Source organism: Pedobacter alpinus (genome assembly GCF_042684645.1).
In the GTDB taxonomy this organism is placed as follows: domain Bacteria; phylum Bacteroidota; class Bacteroidia; order Sphingobacteriales; family Sphingobacteriaceae; genus Pseudopedobacter; species Pseudopedobacter alpinus.
Window position 1 is genome coordinate 1 of the sequence record NZ_JBHULV010000004.1, and the last position, 26932, is coordinate 26932.

The following is a 26932-nucleotide window of genomic DNA, read 5'->3' on the forward strand; positions in this document are numbered from 1 at the left end:
TAACTGTAAATCAATTAGTTAATAATTCCGTTTTACGAAATCGGAAATTGTTCGGACAGATATGTCCGGGATTAGATAAATTAAATTATTTTTTCTTCAACAGTTCTGTTGCAACCAATATCAACCAAACCTACAATCTATAAGTAAACAAGCTCTACTGCTCGAATTTGTTAGGCTTTGTTTAAAGCACCATATTAAAACACCTTGTTTTGCTTTATTGATATAATTTTAAAACACATTTCTAAAATAAACTAAAGATTAATTTAAAATAAGCACCATTACCTAAGTTTGGTGAATTAATCCTAATTTTTATGATGAAAGGATGCTTTTAACTCAATTTTCCAACCAACTCTTCTATCCCAATTTTTACTTGCTCGCCACTTTCCATAGTTTTTAAACTTAGTAAACCGCTTTCCATTTCATCGCCACCAATAATTACTACGTAAGGAATACTTTTATCATTAGCGTATTGCATTTGCTTTTTCATTTTTGCTCCAAACGGAAAAAGCTCTGCATTTATATTTGCTTGTCTTAATTTGTTAAGTATTGGAATAGCAAAAGATTCTTCATTTTCACCGAAAACACAAATCAAAACTTTTGTGCTTTCTGTTGTAGTTGATGGGAACAAATTGAGTTCTTCGAGAACATCATAAATCCTATCGGCACCAAAAGAAATTCCTACTCCTGCTAAACCTTCTTTTCCAAACATTCCAGTTAAATCGTCATAACGGCCACCACCACCAATAGAACCCATTGTTGCTTCGTTGGTTTTAACTTCAAAAATGCACCCTGTGTAATAATTTAATCCGCGAGCTAAAGTTAAATCCAATTCAACTTTTGCTCTGTTTAAAGTAAAGCCTTTTAAATAATTAAGTACTTTATTGATTTCGTCTATACCAGCTAAGCCAATAATAGATTTTGACAGTATTGATTTTAAAGAATTTAGCTTTTCATCGTTTGTACCAGCCAATAAAATTACAGGTTTTAATATTTCTAAATCAGCAGTAGCAAAACCTTTTTCTAAAAGCTCCTTTTCAACACCTTCTAAGCCTATTTTATCCAGTTTATCAATCGCAACCGTAAGGTCAACTATTTTATAAGGTTTACCTATTAATTCTGCTATTCCTGATAGAATTTTTCTATTATTAATTTTAATCGTAAAATCTTTAAGTCCCAATTGGCTTAAAGCTTCATCATAGATACAAACAAACTCTGCTTCGTTTAACAAAGAATCAGAACCAACTACATCCGCATCGCACTGGTAAAACTCTCTATATCTTCCTTTTTGTGGCCTATCAGCTCGCCATACCGGCTGAATTTGAAAACGTTTAAATGGAGAAGTAATTTCTTGCTGATGCATGACAACATAACGGGCAAATGGAACTGTTAAATCGTAACGTAAAGCTTTTTCAGAAATAATCGGTAATAATTTTTTTGAAGACAATTCATCTCCATTTTGCTTTAAGCTTTCTGCCTTAAGCATATAATTTCCACTATTTAAAATCTTGAAAATTAATTGGTCGCCTTCGTCGCCATATTTACCCGTAAGCGTATCCAAGTTCTCCATAGTTGGAGTTTGAATTTCTTGATAACCGTATTTTTTAAATACTTTCTTTATTGTATCAAAAATATAATTTCGCTTTATCATTACCGCCGGACCAAAATCTCTGGTTCCTTTTGGTATAGCTGCTTTCACGTTTGCCATGGCGCAAAAGTAAACATTACAATATTAATTTAAACAGGTCTTTTTCAGGTTTTATCATCATCCATGTTTAGGGTATAATTATGTTTATCTCCTATTATAAAACGCTACTTATTCACACAAATACAAAAAGTACCCTATAATTGTTACTTTAAAAATCAATAAAAAACAAGAAATTGTATTTTTAAAAACATGATGATGAAAACAGCAATACTTTTAGTTTTTACAAGTTTGGCTCAAATAGTTAACGGTCAAACAACAATTATTAAAACCGATCCTAATATTAAGGAGATGGTTAATGAGGTTTCGGCCACTAACATTGAAAAAATTGTAAGAAAATTGGTAAGCTTTGAAACCAGACATACTTTAAGTGATACTTTGAGTAAAATTACAGGAATTGGTGCGGCCCGTAATTGGATCAAAAGTGAATTTGAAAGCTACAACAAAACAAATGGTAATAGCTTAAAAGTTTCTTTCGACACTTTTACACAACCCGCAGATGGTAGGCGAATTACCAAAGACGCAATCCTAAAAAATGTACTGGCTGTTTTACCAGGAAGTGACACTAGCGACCACCGAGTTTTTATTGTTTCTGGGCATTATGATTCAAGAGCATCAGAAGCCAATGATGCAGTATCTAAATCTCCCGGAGCTGTTGATGATGCTTCTGGAACTGCGGTAACTATGGAATTGGCCAGAATAATGAGTAAACAAAAGTATGCCGCAACCATTATTTTTGTAGCTGTAGTTGGCGAGGAACAAGGCTTATATGGAGCAGCGCATTTAGCTAAAAGGGCAAAAACAGAAGGTTGGGAAGTTACCGCTATGATTACTAATGATATTGTTGGAAATACTTATGGCATGGAAACAGATTTAAAAGATAATAAATCTGTGAGGGTTTTTAGCGAAGGTGTGCCAGTGACAGAAACAAAGCAAGAAGCTAGTTTAAGAATTTCTGTTGGAGGCGAAAATGATAGCCCAGCAAGAGAATTTGCTCGTTATGTAAAAGAAGTTGCAGAAAGGTATGTAGAGCAATTAGAAGTTAAATTGATTTACAGAAGAGACCGTTATTTACGTGGTGGCGACCATACAGCATTCTCGCAAGAGGGTTTTACGGCAGTTAGATTTACAGAAATGAATGAGAACTTTGACCGCCAGCACCAAAACATTAGAACAGAAAACGGAAAAGAGTATGGTGATTTACCAGATTTTGCAGATTACACATATATTCAAAAGGTTTGTCGTATGAATTTGGCTGTTTTAGCTAATATTGCCAAAGCACCAGCCGAGCCTAAAAACGTGGGCATACTAACCGCAGAACTTACCAATAAAACTACTTTGAAATGGGAGGCGCCTAAAAGCGCCAAACCTGTTGGGTATTATATTTTAATGAGAGAAACTACAGCTCCTTATTGGGAAAAGAAATTTTACGTTACAGGTACGCAAGCAACAATTCCATATTCAAAAGATAATTATTTTTTTGCAGTACAATCAGTTGATGCCGATGGCCATGAGAGTAGCATTGTTTTTCCTAAACCGATGCGTTGATTTTGAAAAAATACTAACAATAAAAAATCGCTTTCAACATTAAATTGAAAGCGATTTTGTGTTTATAAAGACACGAATTTAATATTGCCTTCTATCTATATCTTCTTTCGCCGCCCATATCTGGTATATTTGTGCTATTACCTGCAAATTTTGAAATATTGAATGTTAGACTCATCATAAAATATCTAGATAATCTGTTGCTTTGTGAAAGGGTAGATGTATTACCTGTAGCAACAAAAGCAAGGCTTGTATTTTGGTCTAAAATATCAAAAGCTTGTAATTTAAGTGATGCTCTTTTATCTTTAAAAAACTGCTTTTCCAAATAGCTATTTATAATTAATGGATTTGTATTTATAGTGCTAAAACCACTATTGAATGTCTTCTCTAAATTGCCTCCAAAAATCCATGTTTTTAAGAAGTAAATTTTAGTGTCTAACCCAAAACCTAAAGAATTAATCTCTGCATTTGCTCTTGTATTTTTAGTGTTAGTGTTTTTGTTATACGTATAAGTTGCTTCTGGTGTAAATTCTAACCAACTTACTGCGTTAACTTGAAAACCTAATCTTTGGCTTAAAATTAAATTTCTACCCTCGTTTTTAATGTTATCAATAAATGAAATGTTATTATTGTAAATAGCAGAACCACGAAATCTTAAAGTATATTTCTTTTCTTGAAACGGTTTGGAGAATGCATAAAATCCGTTAACGGTATAATAACCATCTGTATTCAAGAATCTATTTTCTTGCAACACTGTAGAATCTGAGGTTATAGGAAAACTAATTGTATTGGTAGTTACTTTATCATTTGTGGTATTAAAAGATAAATTGGTAAAAAGCACATTTCCAGAAGCAAAATCATAATTATTGTACCTTAAACTCATGCTGTTTGTAAATTCTGGTATTAAATCAGAATTACCTGTTACCCAAAATTGAGCATTAGATTGGTCTGTAATTGGTTGTAACTGGGTGTACGTTGGCTGGTTGGCCCTGCCATCATACCTAAAACTTAATTCTTTGGTTTTAGAAAACTTATAGCTAAACCTTGCAGAAGGAAATAAATTGGTAATGTTTCTATCCGGCACATCTGTATTACTTTTTAAAACAGATGGTTGTGCAGAAAAACCTAAACTATAGTTGTATTTTTTCTCATTTACACGATAGTTAACTCCAAACCTATTGGTAATAAAATCAAATGTAAACTGATTACTTTGATCAATGTCTAAAACAGGCTCAACACCCTCTGTATCAGCGTTTCTCACTATCCTGTCATTATCTGCTCTGGCAAAGCCATAAGCGTAATTAAATTCTAAATTTTTGGTATCGCTAATAGGTTCTTGGTAAGAAACTCTTATCCCCACATTATTATTTCTATTATCTCCGTTTATCAATTGTTGTTGATATCTTTCAATTTGCCCTGATAGTGTATTATCTAATTCATACAAATAGTTTTGATTTTGAGATGTTGAAGAAGAACTAAAATCGGCATTTAAAGATAAATTTCTAGCCTTAGCACCAAAACGGTGGTTATACAAAATTTCTCCACCGTAATTTGGGGTGGTAACATCATTCAAATTTAAAGATGTTCCGTTAGAGTTTGTTCTTTGTGTATTTATATCAAAAATATTTAAATTATCGCTGTTGTTTTTTCCGAAACTAATGTTTGGTGTAATTTTCAAATAATTTAAAGTATCAATTTTATATTCGAAGTTAAAATTGATTCTATGATCGTTACTTAAAGTATTTGCATTATTAATATTATTGTTTCTAAAAACATTATCCTGAGCTAAAATTTCTTGCAAGCTGCTGCTTACTGTTGCATTGTCTCTGTTGGTAAAACTATAACTTCCGTAAGCGGTAATTTTTTTTCCCCACTCGTCCTTGTAATTAAAACCAATTGAATTTACATTGGTTAACCCATCACTATTAGCATTACCGCCTCTTCTACCTCGGCCGCCACCTGTAGAACCAGATGTTAAGTTAAAAATATTTGCATTGGTGTTATTCAAATTTCCTAACAAAGCCAATTGTTGGGTGTTGTTAAAACTTGCTAAAAAAACAGAAGCTTGGTAACGATCTTCATTACCACCACCAACAATACCACGGGCTAAATAACCTTTATTTTTATCTTCCCTTATCGTAAAATTTAGAATCTTATCGGCTTCACCATCTCTAACCCCTGTAATGTTTGCTTGGTCGCCATAATCATCAATAACTTGCACATTTCTTAAAACACTTGCTGGCAATTGCTGAGTAGCTGTTTTCACATCACCACCAAAAAAATCTTTTCCGTTAATTCTAATTTTTGTTACTGCTTTACCTTGTGCGGTAACATTTCCGTCTTTATCAACCTCAATACCGGGTAATTTTTTAAGTAAATCTTCTGCTAAAGCATTCTCTTTTAACTGGTAAGAATCAACCCTGTATTGTAAAGTGTCTTCTTTAACAGTTACATCTGGCGTTCCGTTCACTACAACTTCGTTAAGCATTTTAGCATCATTTTTTAAAATGAAAGGAGTTAAAGCTTCACTAGTACTGTTTGGGCTAAAAGTGTAAGTTTTTTTTACTGTTTGGTAACCCAAACCTTTTATGGTGATAGAAAACTGTGCAGCTTTAATATTACTAAAAGAGAAAACGCCATCTACATTGGTGCTTGTTAAAATAGTATCTTTTGCTGTTGCCAATTGTACAGAAGCTCCAATTACAGATAAATTTGTGGTGTCTTTAACTATGCCAGTCACCTGCATATTGGTTTGGGCTTTAAGCGCTGATAAAGAAGTAATTAGTAAAGAAAGTAGAATAAATTTTTTCATTATTTTTATATTGTCGCAAATATCTTCTTTAGAAGAAGAATATTAACTTAAATGTTTGTTGGCTTTATAAATGTTACAAGTGCAATATTTTTTAACCCTATTAAAATTATTTGATGTAAAACTAATAACTACAAATGAGTTTATAAAAGCTATGATACCTAACAGGATAATTAGTAGATGAAACTGGGTATTATGAAGATTTGATTATAAATTTCTTTTAGCAATATGTTCTACCAAAGCTTCTCTGTAATGATCTGTAACAGAAATTTCTTTATTTGGTAAGATAACATGGTTACGTTTAAAGGCAACCATGTGGTTTAAAGACACGATGTATGATTTATGGACCCTCAAAAAATCATCAGACGATAACTTTTCTTCTAAATAACGCATACTTAAACGGGTGATAATTGGCTTATCATTGTTTATTAAATATATTTTTATGTAGTCTTTTAAACCTTCAACATATTCAATATCTTCGGTTCTAATTTTAATATTTGCATAATCTGCATTAACAAACAGGTAGTTTTGCTTTGTATTTTGTGCATTATAGCTAGGCGAATTTTTTAGGTTAAACAAATCGTAAGCTTTATTTACAGATTTTAAAAACCGTTCAAAAGAAACAGGTTTTAATAAGTAATCTAAAACATCTAAATCAAACCCTTCTAAAGCATATTGTTCATAAGCGGTTACCAAAATTACCATTGGTGGTGTGTTGGTAATACTTTTTAGCATTTGTAAACCACTTAAACCTGGCATTTGTATATCTAAAAAAATAAGATCTATTTGCTCGGTTTTAAGAATGTCTAAAGCTTGCATTGCATTTTTACAACAAGCTTTTAAGTTTAAAAAAGACACTTGCTTAATATTATCTTCCATTAGCTCTCGGGCTAAATGCTCATCATCAATTACAATACAATTAATCATGCATTTTTAATTTTAGCTGTACTTTATACTTTTGATTTTCGCTATTAACGGTTAACCAATGCGAATTTTTGTACAGCAAAGTTAATCGTCTTTTAGTATTTATTAAACCAATACCAGAACTGTCGTCTTTACTTTCGCCAATGGGCGCAATTTCATTTTCTACCTCAAAAGTTAATGTGTTGTTCTCAACCAACAAAGAAATTAATATTTTGGGCGATTCTAAAGTGCCCATACCGTGTTTAAAAGCGTTTTCAACAAACGGAATTAAAATCATTGGTTCTAACATAAAACCATCTACTTCACCATTTACAGTAAAATCAATTTCCACATCATCTCCAAACCTTAATTTTTGTAAATCTATATAACCTTTTATATAATTTAGTTCTTGATTTAATGCTATTTTACCTTGGTTGCCTTCATAAAGCATATATCTTAAAAGTGAAGACAACTGTAATAAAGCAGGTTCCATTTTATCGCTTTTTTTACGGGCTAACGATACCAGATTGTTTAATACATTAAACATAAAATGTGGACTAACCTGCGAACGTAAGAAACTAAGTTCTGTTTTTAAATTTTCTGTCTCCTTCTCGCTGGCGTATTTCTCAGTTTTAAAATAATCAACTATTATTCTGTAACTACAGCTTATCCCTAAAATGAAAAAGAAAGCAAAAATATCTGTAAATGGAGATTTTTTCCACTTACGTTTAGATGGAAAAACGTCTGTGCTCACATATTTCATTAAAAAATAAGCAATAACACAAGTTAAAACTAAAAATAGCAGATAGGTTAACCAACTTCTTTTTTTAAAATAAAGAGGAAAAAAACAATATGCATTAAGATAAAATATAACCGCTAAAACTAGGTTATTGAATAAAATGCGATAGAAAAAATTGTCTGAAAAAGTAGTTGAAGGCCCATTGTATCGAAATAAAAATGGTTGTATAATTAACATAAACCAAAACACAATGTTTACACCTACCAAAGGAAGGTTATATCTTTTAATACTAAAAACTTTCATAATTTCTTTATTAACCATTACAAAGAAATTAATTCTTTTAAAAGCTAACAATTATAATGGATTAAATGAGCTTATAAATATACCAAAAGGTATAAAACAGCTATTAGAATTATTGCTAAATAAAAATACCCGGCCTCACGTTCTGAGGGCGGGTATTTTACACAATAAAACTTAGAAAGATTTGTAACCCAATTATCTTATCGATTTACAAACTTTTCGGTAACCTTAGCACAAGGTTACACTAGCTTGTACGCAAGAAATTTAATTAGGTTCTTATAATTATAAATAAAATTAATAATAATTTTTTCTATTTTATCTATAAACTTTAATTCGTACATTTTTTCGTGGTTCTATTTTTTTAGAATAGCTGAAACTTTAATATTGCATTTTACGTAAAGGAGTTATAAGTATATCTGATATGGAACAAGTAACTCATAACACATTTGAACCCTCAACACATTTCAACTTCGAAAGAATTAGAAATTACGTTGGGTCTGATAAAGATACGATTAACTATATTTTAAATCTTACCATAGACGAATTACACTCTTCGTTAAGTATTATAGAAAATCATGTTTTAAGTAATAATTTAAAGGGTATAAAAGATACATGCCACAAGCTTTTTGGAACTGCTGTTACTGTAGGTTTAGAAAAACTTAGCGTATTGGCAAGGCAATTGGAACATTTAAACCAGTTTAATCAGATGTTAGTTAATGATTTGCTTAGCAAAATGAAACTGGAAATTAACATAGTTGTTAAACTTTTAAAACAGAAGATTAATTAGCTTAAAATACCAACCCAGTACTAAATAGTATATTTGAAATTTGTTTTTCGGGTGGTTTAAAGCGAGATAAATATTTACTTGGGATTTCGTTAAATTGCTTGTCAAAATTATATTTAACATAACTTAAGCCCAACTTAAAATCTAAATTACGGCTACCAATTATGTAAATTCCAACATGAGGTTCGTAATTAAAAGAGAAAAGCCAAAAGGAAAAAATAAAGCATAAAAAAACCGACTTCTTATGGAGCCGGTCTCTTTTTTATCTGTTTGCTTTCTCTTTATAATATTGTTTCTTTGGTCTTCCAGAAGAATTTCCAGAATTACCTTCGGTTCTATTACCAGATGAGTTGTTTCTACTGCTGTTTCCAGATGGTTTATTGCTGCCTCCTTGTTTAAAAGATTTTGGTCCTCTTCTATCATTCTCTTTTTTAGGAGGTATAATTCCCTTAAACGGGAAAGGGTGATCTTCAATAACTGGTATCGCTTTATTAATTAGTTTATGAATATCTTTTAAAAACTCTTTTTCCTCAGCATCACAAAAAGATAAGGCAGTACCATTAGCTCCGGCTCGGCCTGTACGGCCAATACGGTGAACATAAGTTTCTGCAATATTCGGAATTTCGAAATTAATTACATGTGCTAATTCATCAATATCAATACCACGGGCAGCAATATCTGTGGCAACTAAAACCTTTATGGTTTGGTTTTTAAAGTTTTCTAAAGCATTTTGACGGGCATTTTGAGACTTATTACCATGTATTGCCGCAGCTTTAATACCTTGTGCTGCTAAAACTTTAACTACTTTATCTGCACCATGTTTGGTACGCGTAAAAACTAAAGCTGTTTTAATTGCTTTGTCATCTAAAATATGAAGTAATAAATCGTTTTTATTTCCCTTATCAACGTAGTATAAAAACTGGTTAATGGTATCGGCAGTTGATGAAACTGGAGTAACTTCTACCCTTACCGGATTATCTAAAATGGTATTAGCAAGTTTAGTAATGGCTGGTGGCATGGTTGCAGAAAAAAACAACGACTGTCTTTTTTTAGGAAGCACAGCAATAATTTTATTTACATCATGTATAAAGCCCATGTCCAACATTCTATCGGCTTCATCTAAAACAAAAAAGTTAACGTCTCTTAAACTAACAAAACGTTGGTTCATTAAGTCTAACAATCTGCCTGGTGTTGCAATTAAAATATCAACACCTTTTTGTAGCATATCTGTTTGCGCTTTTTGCCCAACCCCGCCAAAAATAACAGTATGTGTTAAGTGTAAATTTTTGCCATAACTGGCAAAGCTTTCGCCAATTTGTATAGCCAATTCTCTTGTTGGGGTTACAATTAAAGCTTTTATTCTTCTTGAACCTTTTTGTTGTGGCCCTTGTAGGTGCAACAATTGTAATATAGGAATTGCAAAAGCAGCAGTTTTACCTGTTCCTGTTTGGGCACAGCCTAATAAATCGTTTTGAGCTAATAATAGTGGAATTGCTTGAGCTTGTATTAGTGTTGGTTTAGTGTAACCTTCTTGTTTTAAAGCCTTTTGTATAGGCTCTATTAATTCTAATTCTGAAAATGTCATATATGATTTTTTTTAAGGAAAAGCACATGTCAACATATTGAGAAGGCAAACCTTATTTTTTACAAAGGTAAGGCTAATAATTGAATAAGTTTAAAATGTTAATTTTCACTTTTTTTGTTATGTATTATATAGCCAAATATTTGTTTAAACACCAAATAAAGGTTGTTTTAAAACATTTTTAGTAAACAACATTTTGGCTAAATTGTTAAAGGTTTGTATTTGTTACATTATGCTAACACAAATAATAACATAAAGCCTTTTATTTGCATGTTGGTTTTTTTAATCAACACAAAAAATTAATAAATGAAAATAGGGATAGTTTGTTACCCAACTTTTGGTGGTAGTGGTGTTGTTGCTACCGAATTAGGTAAAGCACTTGCAGATAATGGCCACCAAGTCCATTTTATTACTTACAGCCAACCGGCAAGGTTAGATTTTTTTTCAGAAAATCTTTTTTACCACGAAGTATCAGTATCGCAATACCCTTTATTTGATTATGCGCCGTATGAACTTGCTTTATCAAGCAAAATGGTAGATGTTGTAAGGTTTGAGAATTTAGACATTTTACATGTTCATTACGCTATTCCTCATGCATCAGCAGCGTTTATGGCTAAACAAATTTTAGCTACCTACAATATTCATATTCCTGTGGTTACCACTTTACATGGTACAGATATTACTTTAGTAGGTAAAGATTTAACTTATAAACCTGTAGTTACATTTTCCATCAATCAATCAGACGGCGTAACTGCGGTATCCGAAGATTTAAAAAAAGCTACTTACGCACATTTTGAAATTACCAAAGATATTAAGGTAATTCCAAATTTTATAGATCATAATCGTTTTAGTTTAAAGCCAAAAGACCATTTCAAAAAAGCTATTGCACCACAAGGAGAACGCATTTTAGCACATACTTCTAACTTTAGAAAAGTAAAACGTACGCAAGATGTAGTTTACATTTTCCAAAAAATATTGGAAAAAGTACCCGCTAAATTATTAATGGTGGGTGATGGGCCCGAACGTGTAAACTGCGAACAACTTTGCCGAGATTTAAAAGTTTGTGAGCATGTACGCTTTTTAGGTAAGCAAGATGCCGTTGAAGAAATTTTATCTGTTTCTGATTTATTTATGATGCCATCAGAAGCTGAAAGTTTTGGATTGGCCGCGTTAGAAGCAATGGCTTGTAAAGTGCCTGTAATTTCTTCAAATACTGGGGGTTTGCCAGAACTTAACGTTGATGGCGTTACCGGATTTATGGATAATGTTGGAGATATAGACGGAATGGCAAAGCATGCAATCCATATTTTAGAAGATGAAAATAGATTAAATCAATTTAAAGAAAACGCGTTAAAAAGAGCTCAAGAATTTGATTTGAATCTTATTTTACCGATGTATGAAAACTTTTATATTGAAGTAATAGAAAACAATAAATTAAAGTTCTCTACAGTTTAAACATAATTTAAACCTAAATTTTATAAAATTTCATTAAAAAATAATTTAGCTCTTTTTATAGCCTGTTTGAGTTAAATAACATAAGATTTAATTACTTGTTTTTCAGTAGTTTAATCCTAATTTTAACGCATTAAAACATAACCTTCATTCCTTTTTTTTCGTAAAAACGTAAACAGTTCACACCTGTTACATTTTAAAGGAAATTATTGAATGAAATTCATTTGTACATTTTTGTTTTGTTATTGTGCGTTTTTAGCAAACGCACAACAAAAAGCAATGTACACGCAATACATGTTTAATACGTTGGCAATTAACCCAGCGTATTCAAGTATTGATGAATCTTTAACTTTTACTGCACTAAGCCGCCACCAGTGGGTTGGTTTTAATGGTGCCCCAAATACCCAAACCATATCTGTACATAGCCCAATTGGAGAAACAAATACTTTTATTGGGGCAATTTTAGTTAACGACCAAATAGGAGAGGTAATTAGAGAAACAGGTGGTGATTTAAGTTTAGCACAAAGGGTTCCAGTAGGATCAAATTCTTATCTTTCTTTAGGCGTTAATGCTGGTGCTAGTAGTTATGGAGCTAATTATTCTGAAAATTATAGATTAAGTCCTAATTCAATTAATGATGTAGTATTTGAAAACCAAAACAGCATGAGAGTTAATTTTGGTTGGGGAATAATGCTTTTTTCTGATAAATATTATGTGGGTTTATCTTCTCCGCATTTTTATTATAAAGATGTAGCCAATACGGTTACAAAATCTGCTAATAACACTACTTATCGCCCTCATTACATGCTACAAGCAGGTTATTTGGTTCAAATTAATCAAGATTTAAAAATGAAACCAAACTTTTTGGTTAAATATGTAAATGGTTCTCCTATACAGTTTGATATTAATGCAAGCTTTTTAATTAGCGAAACAGTTTGGCTTGGCGCTTCTTACCGCTCTTTAGATTCTTTTGATGCTTTGGCATCTTTTTACGTTACCAAAGATTTGCAGATAGGATATTCTTACGATTTCACAAACACACAATTAGCTAAAACTCAAAAAGGATCTCACGAAATATCTATTCAGTTTAGGTTACCAGTTAAAGGGAGAGACCATACCGCATGCTATTTTTAAAAAGCTATTTTTTAGCCTTGCCTTCTATTTTTGTAAACCTATAACTTAAGGCCAACAAAAAATTACGCGTTCTGCGTACAATAAAACTTTCTTGATAAAAATTAGGTCCTTCTGTTACACTGGTTGTATTATTTTGGCTAAAAGGATCAATTGCGGTAATTCTTAAACCAATTTTGTTTTTCATGATGTTTCTTTTTGCACCAAACTGTGTTTGAATAGTACCAGCAGAAACACCTTGTGCAGCGGTATTTCTAAAATAAACCACATTTAACTCTACAAAAGTTTTTTTGCCAAATGCATAATTTCCGCCAATGTTAGTTTTAATGTTAATGCCGTTTCTGTTAAAAGAAGCGTTAGAAGTTGAGTTATACCTAATATTACTTAAAGAAAAACCAGCATTAAAATTTTGCTGCTTAGAAGCCTGATAATTGCCGAAAATATTTAAACTAAGTGCAGAACTGTTTGCTAAATTTTGATAAGTGGTTATCGTATTACCTTCAACATCAACAGTTTTTATACGCTCAATAATTTTGTTAGATTCTGAGTAACCTAAACGTGGAGAGATAGACCAGGTTTTATCAAATACACTAAAATTTAATTCGTATTGATTGGTTATAGAAGGAATTAAAGCTGGGTTTCCAAATCTTAAATTCTGTGGGTCAGAGTCGTCTATGATTGGATTTAGTGCGTTTTGTCTTGGCCTTGCAATTCTTTTGTTAAAGCTTAAACCAATTCTGTACTTATTATTAAAACTTTTGTTAACAGCAACATTCGGAAAAAAATTAGTGTAAGGTTTAATATCAATGTCTGCAGCATTTATTTGTTTAAAATTTACAGCTGTTATTTCTGTCCGGTTACCGGCTCTAAAACTCCAATCTTTTAATTTAAATCTTAAAGATAAATAGCCAGAATATATGTTTTGACTAAAATTAAATTCGTTTGTTAAGTTTGGATTAAACTCATATTGACCAGTTGTATAATTGAAATTTTGCACCGCCTGACTTTCGTCTGAGCTGTTAAAAGCTGTTTTTATACCCGCTTCAATTCTAGAATTTAAAAAATTAAATCCTTTATCATAATCAAAGTTAATGTCTATATTATTTCCAACCTCTTGGTTATCGTTAAGCTGTAAAGATGGATTGCCTCTTACTGAACCATCCGGATTAAATAAAAACCTCGAGTAATCTCTATTACTATTGGCATTATCTTTTGAAAAAACCACTCCTAAATTGTAAGAAGATTTATCTTTAAGTTTTAGAAAGTAATCAACATCAAAATTATACGAAAAACTATTATTGCCGCTGGTATTGTTTTGTTGCCTTAAAAATCTTTCTTCCAATTCTCCATCCAAATATAAATTATCAGATAAAGAGTTGGTGTTTCCATCATTAAAACCTCCACGAGCAGCAAATTTAATGCTTTGTGCAGAATCAATATCTAAATTACCTGCTATTCTTGCACTTAAACCATCGCCAATTCTATCGCTTTTATTGCTTTGGTTATTGTAAAATGTGGTATCTGAAAATAAATTACTTCTGTTTGAAATACCATCATTAAAACGGTTTGTGTGGTTATAACCAAGGTTTCCGGTAAAAGAATACTTTTTATCTTTTTTAGAAACAAATGCTCCAGTATTATAGTTTCCTAATGTGCCAAAACTTGAAGAAACATTACCAGAAAGACCAACTTTTTTTCCCTTTTTCATCACAATATTGATGATCCCATCACCATCGCCATCAAATTTAGAAGACGGATCTGTAATAACTTCTATACTTTCCAAAGCATCAGATGGTAAAATACTTAATAGTTCGCCAATACTATTTGCGCTATAATCAGATGGTTTACCATCAATAAAAATGCGGGTATTTCTTTTGCCGGCAATGGTTGCTTTACCATCAATATCTACCGTTACTAGCGGAACGTTTTTTAAAATATCGGTAGCAACACTACCTTCAGAAAAAATGCTTTGATCAACATTGTAAACAATTTTGTCATCCATCATTTCAATTATCGGTCTTTTATACTCTACCACAACTTCATTTAGCATTTGCTGGTCGGTAAGTAAAGTAACGTCTCCTAGGTTAACGGTAAACCTATCTTCATCAAGTATAATATTTTTAAAACTTTTAGTTTGGTAACCAACAAATGAAAATTTGATAGAATAAATACCTAGCGATAATTTCGCGATATTGAAAACACCATTTACATCTGATTGATAATCAACCTTATTTAAACTATCAAGAGCTTTATAAAGTGAAATATTTATAAACGGTATGGTTTCTTTTGTTTGTTCATCAACAACTTTACCCTTTAAACTCCCCAAATTAGATTGAGCGTTAACTTTAACGGCAATAAATATTAAAAAACAAAAAACTGCTGGTAAAAATTTCGGCTTCAAAATGGTAAATGAATCTTTTTATCAAGTAAGGACTCAAATTTAAATAAAAGGTTTAAAAGCCCATATCTTCTTCTGGCATATTACTTGGTCTTTTGCCTTTAACCTGGGGTTGGCTTCCAAATCTATAACTTAAAGTAAAACTGTAAACTCTTCCGGCTCTTCGTCTGCTCCAATCTTGTATAAATATTCCGTTATCAGTAATTAACCCAAACTGGCGAGTGTTAAATATATCTCTAATGTTGAATGATAAACTTGCTTTTCTAGTAAAAAAATCTTGTTTTAAACCAGCATCAACACTCAACATCTCTAACATTTCGCCCTGCGAAAGAACTCGTGGTGCACTATAAAAAGCGCTAGTTTGTGCAGATAGGCTTTTGGTAATATTTAAATTACCTGTTAAATTACCGTTCCAGTTAAAGCCAGAATTATCATTTATCCCTAAATTGCCACCACCAGAAAAATAACTTTGGAAAAAGTTTAAGTTTCCTGTTAGGTTAAAGTTTTTAGTTACATCTGCCCTACTTATTAATTCTAACCCAAATGATTGATTTTGTGCAAGGTTAAAATATCTTGCTATGGTTCCACCAATTTCATCGGGATTGTTGTCTCTAATACTTTGCACCACATCATTTACCTGTCTAAAATAAATAGAAGACGTAAATGTTACTAATGGCAAAATTTTAGCATAACCAAGCTCAAAAGAATGTATGTCTTCTGGTCTTAGGTTTGGGTTTCCTACCCTAATGTTATACCTATCAGATCTATCTGGAAATGGGTTGGTTTGATAACCTCTTGGGCGATTTACCCTTCTTGAATAGCTTAATTGCAACTGGTTATCGCCTTTAAACTTTTGAGTTAAAAATACACTAGGGTAAACTCTTAAATAATCTAAAGGATTATAACTTACCAATTTCGCATTGCTTGCGTCTGTCCCCGTAACGGTAGTATTTAAGTAAGCTTGTTCTGTTCTTAAACCAACCTGAATTCCAAAGTTTTTAGTTAGCTGGTTTTGATAATTTGTATAGATAGCATGTACTATATCTTCCAACTCAAACAAACTGCTTTGAGTAAAATCTCTATCTAAAACTGTACTATTGGTTAATAACGTATCAGAAATTTGATTTTCTGTATTGCGTTTTAAAATACTTCTGTAACCAATTTCAAACTTTGCCGATTCTGACATTGGCAAAGTATAATCTAACTGAAGGTTATATGTTTTCGTGTTTTCTGCAACATCATTAAACCTACTGCTTCCTATTCTTCTGGTTGACGTATTGCCATTATTGTCAAAAAAACTCTGAACAATATCTTCTGTTTGGTCTTCCGCTCCTCTACCAAAAGAAAAATTACCAATAAGTTCTTCGTTAGGTTTTTTAAATTTATGGCTAAAATCTAAATTTAAATCATAACCATTACCATCTTCAATTTGTGTTCCGTAACCCACACCAAAATCTATAAGTTCTCGGTTTGCATCTAAAAAACGTTGCCTTAAATCGTCTCGGTCATTTTCTTTTCCTAAAGATAAATTACCCGATAAAGAAACTGAAGTAGCTTCGCTTAAGTAACGTTCAACACCTAATTTAAGGGTATGGCTTTTATCATTACTGTTTGATACCTGATCTGAAAAAGAGAATGGTGCAAATTGGGTTGAAGTATTAAGAAAAGTAGTGTTTGTTTTACCAAAACCAGGTCTATCGCCAGCCCTATAACTGTAATTTCCAGATAAATTCCATTTTTCATCTCTATAATTTAGCCCAGTGTTGGTATTAAAATTATTAAACCTACCTGCTGTTACTGCAACATTTCCGTTTAACCCTATTCTTTGGTTTTTCTTTAAAACAATATTTATAATGCCTGATTGCCCTTCGGGATCATACTTTGCAGATGGGTTTGTAATTAATTCTACCCTTTCAATAGCACTTGCCGGTAAAGATTGTAGTATGGTAGTGATATTGCCTCCGCCAAATGTAGATGGCTTACCATCTATTAAAACCCTAACACTACTTGTACCACGTAAACTTATATTACCATCTAAATCAACCTGTACAGATGGTACAGTAGCTAATAAATCTGTTGCGTTGCCACCTTGTGTTACAAGGCTTTGGTCTGTATTAAAAATTTTTCTATCAATGCCTAGCTCTATTACATCTTTTTTTGCGGTAACAACCACCTCATTTAAAAGAGAGGTACTGCTTTTTTTAATTTTTAATTTCCCTAAATCTACAACTTTACTATTCCCATTAACTATAACGCTTTGACTAAAATTGCTATAACCAACAAAACTCACATTAATGTTATAAGTACCTGTTTCAATATTTTGGAAAGTGAATTTTCCGTTTAAGTCTGTTTGCCCGCCTTTTAAAATTTTACCATCTATAGGGTTTACCAAGCTAACTGTTGCAAATTCTAAAATAGCACCAGATTTATCTTCTGTTGCTGTGCCTGTTATGGTAGTTAAATTTTGTGTGATGTTTGTTTGAGCGAAACTAAAAAACGTAATTATAAATAGTAATGCAAATGATGCGGAAAATTTCATGAATATTTTATAGGATTGGTATTTCTGAATTTTAACAAAAATGCCTCCGTTAAATTAAAATTCAGCAATAGTAACCTCTTTTTTACAGTAAATTAAAGAGAAATAGCGTTAAATGACTTTAAAATTAATCTACTGTTACGGTTAAACCTTCTTGCTGCAAAATTTTGCGGTAAACTTCCATTTCTGTAAAGGAACCTTCTAAAACTTCGCATTTACCTTCGTTGTGAACTCTCCATGCAATTTTTTCAGACTGGTTTTCTGAATAGTCTAAATATTTCATTAAACAATAAATTACATGTTCAAAAGTATTTACTTCATCGTTCCATAAAATTAAACGATGCATTACCTTTAATGAACTTAAAATTTCGTCTAAGGTGAAGGTTTCTTCTTTAGTTTGGGTATCGGCCATTAAATTAGCATGTTTAAAGCCCTAAAATTAATGATTTTTGAGTATAATTTGAGCGTTTAAATAAATTGAAAGAGAAAAACTGATGATTAGTAATTAATAGAACAAATACTTAAAGCGTTTATATTTAGTGTTTCAACTAATTTTTGGGCTTAAAAGCAGTTTCATAAGTTGCTATCCACTCTTGCACAGTTATTTTAGCCACCAATTCGGCAATTAAAGCATAAGGAATATCTTCTGGTTTTTTAAAACGCATACAGCTTTTACCCATATCTAATTTTGTTTTACTGTGTTTTGGATAATTTATTGTAAACCATCCTAATAAAGCCGGATTAGCATATATGCCCATGTGATAAAGTGCAATAAAATTCTTTTGAGATGCTAAACTTATAAAAGGTAAGGGTTCATTTTTTTTGCAATGGTATCCGTCTTTATAAACACTTAACGGAACTACGTAACCAATCATTCCGTAACTTATTGTCTCTTCAAAACCTTCCGGCAAGTTCTCTTTAATGCAAATTCTCAGTTTTTGTATTAGAGCCTTTCTTTCTTCTGATAGCTGATTAAGATAACTATCAACTGTTTCGGTTTTCACTTCCATAATTTTTATTAGTATATCTAATTTATGGATAAATACTTTAAAAATGAGTGATTATGCTCTCCAAATTTAATATTAATAGAGCGCTTTTTAGATAGCTATTTTTAGCAATAAAATGTTTGTTTGTTATCTTAATTTTTAAAAGTTTGTTTATGCAAAAAACAGATATTATGGCTTTTAATGATACAAACTTCACTCTAACACAACATTTTGGTAACAATTATATCATCAATAACTTACGCCAAATAAAATTTAGTTTCAATTTCATAAATTGAGAGCGTATTAGGCAATTGATCTGTCTTTTAAAGCTTTCAAAATGAAAAAACACATACTCTTATTATTTTTATTATCTGGTTTTGGAATAACTCAAGCACAAGAATTAGGTAAACTTACTGTAGGTAAAATTATGCGTGACCCCGTTTGGATGGGAACATCGCCAAGTAACATACAATGGAGTGCCGATAGTAAAACCATTTATTTTCAGTGGAACCCAGAAGCAGAGAAAAAAAGTTCGTGGTATTTCATTACAACCACCAACACCAAACCTCAAAAATTAACTAAAACAGACGAGTTAAACCTGCCCTCTTTTAGAGGAACATTTAACAAAGCAAATACTCAAAAATTATATGAGAAAAACGGAGATATTTTTTTGTTAGAAGTTAAAACAGGTTTATCAAAACAACTTACAAATACTGTAGAAAGGGAAAGTAATGTCAATTTTTCTGATAATGAATTGTCTATTATTTACCAACGTGGAGATAATTTATTTGAGCAATCTTTAACAAATGGCGTTTTGGTGCAACTCAGTAATTTTACCCGTACTAAAAAGAAAAGCGAGGCAAAATTAAATCCACAAGAAAAATGGTTAAAGGCAGAAGAAACAAACCTTTTTGATATCGTTAAAAAACAAAACGAAGAAGAAAAAGTAAGTAAAGATTATGCTAAGTTTAGAGAGCCTAAACGCCCTAAAGAAATTAAAATTGATGATGCCAGCTTAAGTAGTTTACAAATTAGCCCTAAAGGTGATTTTATTACCTATCGTTTAATAACAAGAGCCGAAGCTAAAATTGCAGATGTACCTAATTATATAGATGATTCTGGTTTTACAACAAATATCTCAACTCGTACTAAAGTTGGTGCAAAACAAGCTACCAGTATAAGTTATTTGTACGATGTAAAAAAAGACACTGTTTTTACCATTAAAACTTCAGATTTACCTGGCATTAAAGATTTACCAGATTATGTGAAAGATTATCCAATTCAGCTCGCCGAAAGGCAAAATAAGAATGAAGATAGGGCTGTAAATATTGGAAATATTGCGTGGAACCCAAAGGGTACAAAAGCAGTACTATCCATAACCGCAGAAGACAATAAAGACCGTTGGATTATGCTTTTAAACACAAATAACGGAAGTTTAGAACTGTTAGACCGCCAAAGAGATGAAGCTTGGATTGGTGGACCTGGAATTGGTGGAAATTTAGGCTGGTTAAATGATGACCATATTTATTTCCAATCTGAAGCTACAGGTTACTCCCATCTTTATACTTTAAACATTTCGTCTAAATTAAAAAAACAAATTACAGCTGGCAATTGGGAAGTTCAATCTTTAGAATTATCTGCAGATAAAAAGACTTTTTATTATACTGCAAATACAGAACATCCGGGCATAAAACATTTTTATAAAGTGGCTACAACGGGTGGCAGTGCAGAAAAAATTACAACTTTAAAAGGGTCAAATGATGTTTCGCTTTCGCCCGATGAAAAACACATAGCTAATTTATATAGTTTTAGCAATAAGCCTTGGGAACTTTATTTACAAGCGAACAAAGCAGGCTCAAACTCAAAAAAGATTACACACTCTACCAGTAAAGAATTTGAATCTTACCAATGGCGAGCGCCAGAAATGGTGAACTTTGTTAACCGCCACGGAACTAAAGTTTACGCCAGACTATATCAAGCTAAAAATCCAGATGTTGCAAAACCAGCCGTTATTTTTGTACATGGCGCTGGTTATTTACAAAACGCACATTATTGGTGGAGCAGTTATTTTAGAGAATATATGTTTCATAATTTTTTGGCTGATAATGGCTACACTGTTTTAGATATTGACTATACAGGAAGTGCCGGCTATGGCAGAGATTTTAGAACTGGAATTTACCGACACATGGGTGGCAAAGATTTAACAGACCAAGCTGATGGAGCCAAATTATTAACCGAAAAATACGGAGTAAACCCTAAAAACATAGGAATTTATGGTGGTTCTTACGGTGGTTTTATAACTTTAATGGCTCTATTTACAGAACCTGATGTATTTGCTGCTGGCGCAGCATTACGCTCTGTTACAGATTGGGCACATTATAACCACGGTTACACTTCTAATATTTTAAACGAACCTTTTAATGATGAGCTAGCTTACCAAAGAAGTTCTCCCATAAACTTTGCAGAAGGCTTAAAAGGGCATTTATTAATGTGCCACGGAATGTTAGATTTGAATGTTCATTTTCAAGATATTGTGCGTTTAAGTCAGCGGTTAATAGAACTTAAAAAAGAAAATTGGGAATTGGCAGTTTACCCTATTGAAGACCACGGTTTTGTTGAGCCAACCAGTTGGCGAGATGAATACTCAAGAATTTATAAACTGTTTGAAGAGAATTTAAAAAAATAAGCGCATTTAATTTATATTTAATTCTGTTTCAACATGGGTTTGAAACAGAATTTTTTTTCACTTATCCAAAACCATCTCCAAAGTTAAATTCTCTTTAACCCTATGTCATATTATTTTATTGCTTAAAAATTGAGGCAATTAAATCTTAAATTGGCCCTTCAAATATTTTAGAATGAAAATCTTAAAATCATTATTGTTTTTGGCAGTATTTACGCCCCTCGTTTCAACAGCACAAAAACCTAAACCGGCTGTTATTACAAATAAACTAACAAACGCTGTAGCTAGGCCAAAATTGGTAGTTGGTATAGTGGTAGATCAAATGCGGTGGGATTATTTATATCGTTACGCAGATAGGTACGGATCTGGCGGTTTTAAAAGAATGCTTGCCGAAGGCTTTACTTGCGAAAACACGCAAATTCCATACGTCCCAACAGTAACAGCTTGCGGCCATACCGGGATATATACAGGTTCTGTGCCAGCTATACATGGTATTGCAGGTAATGATTTCATTATTCAAGCTACCGGAAAATCTTTGTATTGCACAGAAGACAGTACTGTAAATACGGTAGGTAGTACTTCAAAAGCTGGGCAAATGTCTCCAGTAAATATGCTCACTACTACCATCACAGACGAATTAAAATTAGCCACTAACTTTAATTCTAAAGTAATTGGAATTGCCATGAAAGACCGTGGTGGCATTTTACCTGCCGGCCACACTGCTAATGCGGCTTATTGGTACGATGATTTAACCGGAAATTGGATTACCAGTACCTATTACATGAATAATTTACCAGCTTGGGTAGATGTTTTTAACAATCAAAAATTAGCAGAAAAATATATTAAACAAGATTGGAACACTTTATACCCAATAGAAACTTACACACAAAGTTCGGCAGATAACAATCTTTATGAAGGAAAACTAAAAGGGGAAGAAAAACCTATTTTTCCTCACGCAACTTCTAAAATGTTAAACGGAAGTTACAGCGCAGTACGTAACACGCCTTATGGCAATACTTTAACATTCGATTTTGCTAAAGAAACCTTAAAAAACGAGCAAATGGGTAAAGGAGATTATACAGATTTTTTAGCCTTAAGTCTATCATCAACAGATTATATTGGGCATCAATACGGTTTAAATGCAATAGAAATTGAAGATACCTATTTACGTTTAGATAAAGAAATAGAAGACTTTTTGAACACCCTTGATGCTACCGTTGGAAAAGGCGAATACACTGTTTTCTTATCTGCAGACCATGGAGCAGCCCACAACCCTTTATTTTTAACTGACAATAAAATACCAGCTGGTTTGTGGCCTAGCTCTACCATTCTAAAGTCTTTAAACGTAGAATTAGAAAAAGAATTTAAACAACCAAAAATTGCTTTAAGTTTTAGCAATTACCAAGTAAGTTTTAATAACAAACTCATAGAAAGTAATAAGCTAGATGCTGATAAAATAAAAGAATTTAGCATCAAATTTTTAAACAAACAAGAAGGTGTTGCAAATGCAATTGATATGGAAAAAGTATCTATTGCATCTATCCCAGAATCTATTAAAACACTTATTATTAACGGTTACAACCGCGAGCGTAGTGGAGCAATACAAATTTTATTAAAACCCGGTCTTTTTTCTGGTTATGGTACAACGGGCACTACACATGGTTCTTGGAATCCTTATGACACACACATTCCGTTAGTGTTTATGGGTTGGGGGATTAAGCATGGCTCTTTAAACCGTAAAACTACCATGGCAGATATTGCCTCAACTTTAGCAGCTTTATTACATATACAAGAACCAAACGGAAACATTGGCTTCCCAATAGAAGAGGTTTTAAAGAAATAATGTTTCATGTGGAACAAAAGAGGTGGTTTTAACTGCCTCTTTTGTTGTTTTAAGAGTAAAATTTGATTGGATAATTTGGGCGTTTTTTCCACCATCTGGCGTATTACAATACCTGCCTACTGGTAGGCAAGGTATCTTTTTGGCAGTCATACTGAGGCCTAATATATTTCATTTAAATCAATATAGAATGACGATAAAACTCATGATTTGGCAACAACACAAGGGGGGAGTCACCCCGAGCGGAGGCGAAGGGTAGCGAAGGGACTTATGCTTCGACTCCGCTCAGCAGGACAAAACGGCTCTGCTTTAGCAACCTAATTAATAGTTGATTATAAAAAACGTCAATGGTAGCGGAGTCTAAGGAAAGCCAAAAAAGGATTTCGTTTCAATCGTTAACGCAATAGAAACCTACCTAAACATAAAAAATATTAAATGAAAAAGTACATCTCAAAAATACATTACCTCACACAAGATTTACCCAACAGCAGCCATACAGAACAAGTTCAAATTGCTTGCGAAGCTGGCGCAAATTGGATTCAGTACCGTTGCCTATCTAAAACCGATGAAGAAATGTTGGCCGAATTACATCCCATTGCCAGTATTTGCGATGATTGGGGCGCAACTTTAATTATTACCAATCATGTTTACTTGGTAAACCAAGCCGATATACAAGGAGTGCATATAGAAGATATGGATGCAGATATTTCTTTAGTTAGAAATGAACTTGGCGAAAATAAAACCATTGGTGCATCTGCAACAAATATTGACCAAATTAAAAAGCATATTGCTAACGGAGTAGATTACATTGGCTGCGGCCCATTTGCACATACAGATACCAAACCCAATAACTGTACACATTGGGGAGTAAAAGGATATCAGGATGCTGTTTTAGCTTTACAAGAAGCAAATTTAGCCATTCCTTTAATTGCAGCAGGTGGGGTTGATATTACAGATGTTTCTGCTTTACTAGAAACAGGTATTCATGGGATAGCTGTATCAGCAGCAATTAATAAATCTGAAGAACCTGCTGATGCTTATAGAATGATACATCATTTGGTTTATTGATTAGTGGAGTAGGATTAGCTATGTTTTTGTGTTAAATAACTGACGTAATCTTTTTTATAGTCGTAATCAGCAGAGATTTTAATTCCCGTAGAAAGTCTTTTTACAAAAGGAGAAATTTGTAATTCTCTTGATTTATCTGATGTTAAAGATTTGAGGTAGTTTTCTATTAAACTAGACACACTTATGTTCTTTTCCGAGGCATATTGTTTTGCTTTCTCCACTACTTCTCGGCTAAGTTTTAATGTGAGTTTATTTGATTTCGATTTTAATTCCATCTAATTCGTTAATTAGTTGTTGAATATTAATTGTCTGTATTTCTAACTGTAAACAAATAGCAGGAATCTTTTTGAAAAGTTTGTTGTCGTTACTTACTTCTGTTTCTTCTGTAACAAGAAATACCTCTTCTGCTGGAAAGTCTTTTTTAAGATTTAAACTGGTTAAAATCAGTTTCATATCCGCCGAATTCATAAAATCGTTTTTTAACGAATCATATTGAGTATCTGTTAATCTTGCTTTCTGACTGTTTACCACAAAATTATTGTCCACCATTCTATAAAACTTGGTTAGTGCCGGGGGCAAAACGAATTCGGTATTTAATGGTAGCTTATGAGTTTTATTAAATGATTTGTCTTTCAAAAATGATAGGGTTGTTAACACTACTCCCTTTGAAGTGAACTCGCATTCATCAATTATTTTGTCAATAACTATAATTTCTCCGTTAGCAATCTTTAATTTTAGCGCTTCAAATAAGATTTTCTTGCTGTCAAATGGTAAGTAATAGCGAACCAGCGACAATAATGAACTGGTGTCAATTACTACTTTCATACAAATAACTATCTAATTTTTCTGGTTTTATGTTTAGCTTTTTGCAAAATTCATATTCGTTAATTATGCCTTCGTAAAATGCTGTTTGTATTGTTGAAACCAGTAATGGAGATTTTATAGGAATTGGTGTAGAACCACCAAGGTTAATCCCATTTTGTTTATCTAGTTCTCTTTTATTCTTTAGTTCTTCAGTTTTAATTCTAAAATCTTCTTCGAAACCTGCTTTAACCTTATTGTAATTTGCTGGACTAATTTTTTTTAACAAAAGTAATTTTGTGAAAATTGCAATTCTACTTAGGTGAGTTTGTTCAGATATTGATTGAATCAAGTCAATATTATAATCATTCTGAGGAGTTGAGTTATCAATAGCCTCAATACTTTTCTCAAATTCGCCACTTAAAAAATAAAAGGCAAAATCATTACACCAACTTTCAATCCTTGATAATTTTTGATTGAAAAAATCTTGATAGTCTATTTGGTCTATTTCTTCTTCGTTCAAAAGATAGTGACCCAACTCATGCGCTAAGGTAAATATTTCTCTTTTGAAGGATATTTGATGACGTTTGAGTACAATTACATTTGGTTTAAGAAAAAAACCATCAATATTTGCTTTTTCTTTTTTATTCCAAGTTTCTACAAATTCAAAAACTAGAATGTTTTTTTCTGCAAGCTTTTTAATTATTTCAGTTAAAAAATCTTTGTCTTTAGTTTTGAACTCCGGATTAATTAGTCCTCTAACTTCTTTTGCTACTACTTTAGGGTCGGTATTAACAGTAAAAACAGGTAAAACTCTTTCAAATTTTATATCAGAAAGTTCTGCAATTGCAGATAAAGAAATTTTAAATTCTTCGAAGTGATTAACAATTTTTCTTGCACCTAAACTTAAATCAACGTCAAATTTTGTTTTTCTAAAAAATATGCTCGCATCTTTTAAAATATCTGGAGATTTTGGATCTAGATAGTAATGAATACCTTTATTAAAAACCTTGTCAATTCTTTTAAGATAGCCAAGTTCAATGTTAGGACTTAGAATCTGTTCTTTTGTAATAGGCTTAGCTAAACCAACACTAATTAAAGGCAATAGTTCTTCAACCGACATTTTGAGTAATGTCAGCAAGTACTTTAACCTATCCATGTTTTGCTCAACCTTCAAGAATTCTTTATTAATTTGTTGGTAAAGTTAGTTAAAATTTTGGTTGGCTATGAGTTATCTATTGGGTTTAGAAAATATAAACGATGATCTTCAATACTAAAGAAACTAGTGTGTTAAAAAAATCTTTTATATTTAAAAAAGATTCTAATACTTTTAAAAGTATTCTTAGCCTATTTAATTTCCCTCATCAATTTGCTTAATTAATCCTTTAAACATCGAGGTGTTGAATCCAATAAATATTTTCTCTTTAACAAATTCCTTTTCTTCGAGAGATAGGTTTGTTTTATCTAAAAAGAAAGTTTTAAAAATTCTCTCTGATCGAGCTTGTCTGTAGCGAGTTCTTGCATCTATTTCCTCACCTTTTGTAAAGATAATTAAAAGACTATTTTTAGATTTAAGTCTTTCTCCTATAGCCTCCCAGGGTCAACGTATTTAAATTTGATTAAAGATTTTTATTAGATAGTCGTTATCCCATCCTGCCTTAAGTCTTTTAGTT

General features: G+C 32.1%; 19 protein-coding genes. 7 read left to right on the forward strand and 12 right to left on the reverse strand.

Annotated elements, in window-relative coordinates:
• Nucleotides 1-328 precede the first annotated feature (328 nt).
• Nucleotides 329-1705: a histidine--tRNA ligase gene (gene hisS, locus ACFSSE_RS00745; protein ID WP_379048182.1), complete on the reverse strand. Its 1377-nt coding sequence runs from the start codon at nucleotides 1703-1705 to the stop codon at nucleotides 329-331.
• A 189-nt stretch (nucleotides 1706-1894) separates the two neighbouring features.
• On the opposite strand from hisS, the gene ACFSSE_RS00750 reads away from it, so the two are divergent.
• Nucleotides 1895-3250: a M20/M25/M40 family metallo-hydrolase gene (locus tag ACFSSE_RS00750; RefSeq protein ID WP_379048179.1), complete on the forward strand. Its 1356-nt coding sequence runs from the start codon at nucleotides 1895-1897 to the stop codon at nucleotides 3248-3250.
• Between the two features lie 91 nt (nucleotides 3251-3341).
• Here the strand turns inward: ACFSSE_RS00750 and ACFSSE_RS00755 are convergent, their stop codons facing one another.
• The 3 genes from ACFSSE_RS00755 to ACFSSE_RS00765 form a co-directional block, all read right to left on the reverse strand.
• On the reverse strand, nucleotides 3342-6059 hold the full coding sequence (locus ACFSSE_RS00755) for an outer membrane beta-barrel protein (protein WP_379048176.1): 2718 nt from the start codon (nucleotides 6057-6059) through the stop codon (nucleotides 3342-3344).
• A 204-nt stretch (nucleotides 6060-6263) separates the two neighbouring features.
• Nucleotides 6264-6983: a LytR/AlgR family response regulator transcription factor gene (locus tag ACFSSE_RS00760; protein WP_379048173.1), complete on the reverse strand. Its 720-nt coding sequence runs from the start codon at nucleotides 6981-6983 to the stop codon at nucleotides 6264-6266.
• Nucleotides 6976-8019 (reverse strand): sensor histidine kinase, encoded by a 1044-nt coding sequence (locus ACFSSE_RS00765; protein ID WP_379100648.1) that lies wholly within the window; start codon nucleotides 8017-8019, stop codon nucleotides 6976-6978. Before ACFSSE_RS00765 ends, ACFSSE_RS00760 begins: the two co-directional genes overlap by 8 nt.
• 400 nt (nucleotides 8020-8419) lie before the next feature.
• Between ACFSSE_RS00765 and ACFSSE_RS00770 the strand changes: the two genes are divergently transcribed.
• Nucleotides 8420-8785, forward strand: coding sequence for an Hpt domain-containing protein (locus ACFSSE_RS00770; protein WP_379048167.1), 366 nt, complete (start codon nucleotides 8420-8422; stop codon nucleotides 8783-8785).
• 259 nt (nucleotides 8786-9044) lie between these two features.
• Here ACFSSE_RS00770 and ACFSSE_RS00775 read toward each other — a convergent pair whose 3' ends face one another.
• A complete protein-coding gene (locus ACFSSE_RS00775; protein ID WP_379048164.1) occupies nucleotides 9045-10367 on the reverse strand; it encodes a DEAD/DEAH box helicase in 1323 nt (440 codons plus the stop codon).
• A 303-nt stretch (nucleotides 10368-10670) separates the two neighbouring features.
• On the opposite strand from ACFSSE_RS00775, the gene bshA reads away from it, so the two are divergent.
• Both bshA and ACFSSE_RS00785 read left to right on the forward strand, forming a co-directional pair.
• A complete protein-coding gene (gene bshA / locus ACFSSE_RS00780; RefSeq protein ID WP_379048161.1) occupies nucleotides 10671-11819 on the forward strand; it encodes an N-acetyl-alpha-D-glucosaminyl L-malate synthase BshA in 1149 nt (382 codons plus the stop codon).
• Nucleotides 11820-12029: 210 nt separating this feature from the next.
• Nucleotides 12030-12950 (forward strand): PorP/SprF family type IX secretion system membrane protein, encoded by a 921-nt coding sequence (locus ACFSSE_RS00785; protein WP_379048158.1) that lies wholly within the window; start codon nucleotides 12030-12032, stop codon nucleotides 12948-12950.
• A 4-nt stretch (nucleotides 12951-12954) separates the two neighbouring features.
• Here ACFSSE_RS00785 and ACFSSE_RS00790 read toward each other — a convergent pair whose 3' ends face one another.
• From ACFSSE_RS00790 to ACFSSE_RS00805, 4 genes are all read right to left on the reverse strand, one after another.
• Entirely contained in the window at nucleotides 12955-15348 is a 2394-nt protein-coding gene (locus ACFSSE_RS00790; protein ID WP_379048155.1) for an outer membrane beta-barrel protein, read from the reverse strand.
• A gap of 52 nt (nucleotides 15349-15400) precedes the next feature.
• Complete coding sequence (locus tag ACFSSE_RS00795) at nucleotides 15401-17884, reverse strand: TonB-dependent receptor domain-containing protein (protein WP_379048152.1); 2484 nt, start codon at nucleotides 17882-17884, stop codon at nucleotides 15401-15403.
• Nucleotides 17885-18008: 124 nt separating this feature from the next.
• A complete protein-coding gene (locus tag ACFSSE_RS00800) occupies nucleotides 18009-18293 on the reverse strand; it encodes an ATP-dependent Clp protease adaptor ClpS (RefSeq protein WP_379048149.1) in 285 nt (94 codons plus the stop codon).
• A 136-nt stretch (nucleotides 18294-18429) separates the two neighbouring features.
• Nucleotides 18430-18891: a DUF1801 domain-containing protein gene (locus tag ACFSSE_RS00805; RefSeq protein WP_379048147.1), complete on the reverse strand. Its 462-nt coding sequence runs from the start codon at nucleotides 18889-18891 to the stop codon at nucleotides 18430-18432.
• A gap of 313 nt (nucleotides 18892-19204) precedes the next feature.
• On the opposite strand from ACFSSE_RS00805, the gene ACFSSE_RS00810 reads away from it, so the two are divergent.
• The 3 genes from ACFSSE_RS00810 to ACFSSE_RS00820 all read left to right on the forward strand — a co-directional run bounded on the left by ACFSSE_RS00810 (nucleotide 19205) and on the right by ACFSSE_RS00820 (nucleotide 24458).
• Nucleotides 19205-21553 carry a S9 family peptidase gene (locus ACFSSE_RS00810; RefSeq protein ID WP_379048144.1) on the forward strand — a complete coding sequence of 783 codons (2349 nt, stop codon included), beginning with the start codon at nucleotides 19205-19207 and terminating at the stop codon, nucleotides 21551-21553.
• Nucleotides 21554-21725: 172 nt separating this feature from the next.
• A complete protein-coding gene (gene pafA / locus ACFSSE_RS00815) occupies nucleotides 21726-23393 on the forward strand; it encodes an alkaline phosphatase PafA (RefSeq protein WP_379048141.1) in 1668 nt (555 codons plus the stop codon).
• Between the two features lie 432 nt (nucleotides 23394-23825).
• Entirely contained in the window at nucleotides 23826-24458 is a 633-nt protein-coding gene (locus tag ACFSSE_RS00820; RefSeq protein ID WP_379048135.1) for a thiamine phosphate synthase, read from the forward strand.
• Between the two features lie 14 nt (nucleotides 24459-24472).
• Here ACFSSE_RS00820 and ACFSSE_RS00825 read toward each other — a convergent pair whose 3' ends face one another.
• The 3 genes from ACFSSE_RS00825 to ACFSSE_RS00835 are packed head-to-tail and all read right to left on the reverse strand — an operon-like array spanning nucleotide 24473 to nucleotide 26382.
• Nucleotides 24473-24733, reverse strand: coding sequence for a DUF6364 family protein (locus tag ACFSSE_RS00825; RefSeq protein WP_379048132.1), 261 nt, complete (start codon nucleotides 24731-24733; stop codon nucleotides 24473-24475).
• Nucleotides 24708-25283, reverse strand: coding sequence for a DUF4411 family protein (locus ACFSSE_RS00830; protein WP_379048129.1), 576 nt, complete (start codon nucleotides 25281-25283; stop codon nucleotides 24708-24710). Before ACFSSE_RS00830 ends, ACFSSE_RS00825 begins: the two co-directional genes overlap by 26 nt.
• Nucleotides 25267-26382, reverse strand: coding sequence for an ImmA/IrrE family metallo-endopeptidase (locus ACFSSE_RS00835; protein WP_379100650.1), 1116 nt, complete (start codon nucleotides 26380-26382; stop codon nucleotides 25267-25269). The genes ACFSSE_RS00830 and ACFSSE_RS00835 overlap by 17 nt, the downstream gene beginning before the upstream one ends.
• Between the last annotated feature and the right edge of the window lie 550 nt (nucleotides 26383-26932).

What these genes read in the sequence shown, in the direction of transcription:
- ACFSSE_RS00820 (WP_379048135.1), top strand. Translation starts at nt 23,826, where the DNA reads ATGAAAAAGTACATCTCAAAAATACATTACCTCACACAAGATTTACCC.
- ACFSSE_RS00760 (WP_379048173.1), bottom strand. Translation starts at nt 6,983, where the DNA reads ATGATTAATTGTATTGTAATTGATGATGAGCATTTAGCCCGAGAGCTA.
- ACFSSE_RS00825 (WP_379048132.1), bottom strand. Translation starts at nt 24,733, where the DNA reads ATGGAATTAAAATCGAAATCAAATAAACTCACATTAAAACTTAGCCGA.
- ACFSSE_RS00835 (WP_379100650.1), bottom strand. Translation starts at nt 26,382, where the DNA reads ATGTCGGTTGAAGAACTATTGCCTTTAATTAGTGTTGGTTTAGCTAAG.
- ACFSSE_RS00770 (WP_379048167.1), top strand. Translation starts at nt 8,420, where the DNA reads ATGGAACAAGTAACTCATAACACATTTGAACCCTCAACACATTTCAAC.
- ACFSSE_RS00830 (WP_379048129.1), bottom strand. Translation starts at nt 25,283, where the DNA reads ATGAAAGTAGTAATTGACACCAGTTCATTATTGTCGCTGGTTCGCTAT.
- hisS (WP_379048182.1), bottom strand. Translation starts at nt 1,705, where the DNA reads ATGGCAAACGTGAAAGCAGCTATACCAAAAGGAACCAGAGATTTTGGT.
- ACFSSE_RS00765 (WP_379100648.1), bottom strand. Translation starts at nt 8,019, where the DNA reads ATGGTTAATAAAGAAATTATGAAAGTTTTTAGTATTAAAAGATATAAC.
- ACFSSE_RS00755 (WP_379048176.1), bottom strand. Translation starts at nt 6,059, where the DNA reads ATGAAAAAATTTATTCTACTTTCTTTACTAATTACTTCTTTATCAGCG.
- pafA (WP_379048141.1), top strand. Translation starts at nt 21,726, where the DNA reads ATGAAAATCTTAAAATCATTATTGTTTTTGGCAGTATTTACGCCCCTC.
- ACFSSE_RS00795 (WP_379048152.1), bottom strand. Translation starts at nt 17,884, where the DNA reads ATGAAATTTTCCGCATCATTTGCATTACTATTTATAATTACGTTTTTT.
- ACFSSE_RS00785 (WP_379048158.1), top strand. Translation starts at nt 12,030, where the DNA reads ATGAAATTCATTTGTACATTTTTGTTTTGTTATTGTGCGTTTTTAGCA.
- ACFSSE_RS00810 (WP_379048144.1), top strand. Translation starts at nt 19,205, where the DNA reads ATGAAAAAACACATACTCTTATTATTTTTATTATCTGGTTTTGGAATA.
- ACFSSE_RS00805 (WP_379048147.1), bottom strand. Translation starts at nt 18,891, where the DNA reads ATGGAAGTGAAAACCGAAACAGTTGATAGTTATCTTAATCAGCTATCA.
- ACFSSE_RS00775 (WP_379048164.1), bottom strand. Translation starts at nt 10,367, where the DNA reads ATGACATTTTCAGAATTAGAATTAATAGAGCCTATACAAAAGGCTTTA.
- ACFSSE_RS00800 (WP_379048149.1), bottom strand. Translation starts at nt 18,293, where the DNA reads ATGGCCGATACCCAAACTAAAGAAGAAACCTTCACCTTAGACGAAATT.
- bshA (WP_379048161.1), top strand. Translation starts at nt 10,671, where the DNA reads ATGAAAATAGGGATAGTTTGTTACCCAACTTTTGGTGGTAGTGGTGTT.
- ACFSSE_RS00750 (WP_379048179.1), top strand. Translation starts at nt 1,895, where the DNA reads ATGATGATGAAAACAGCAATACTTTTAGTTTTTACAAGTTTGGCTCAA.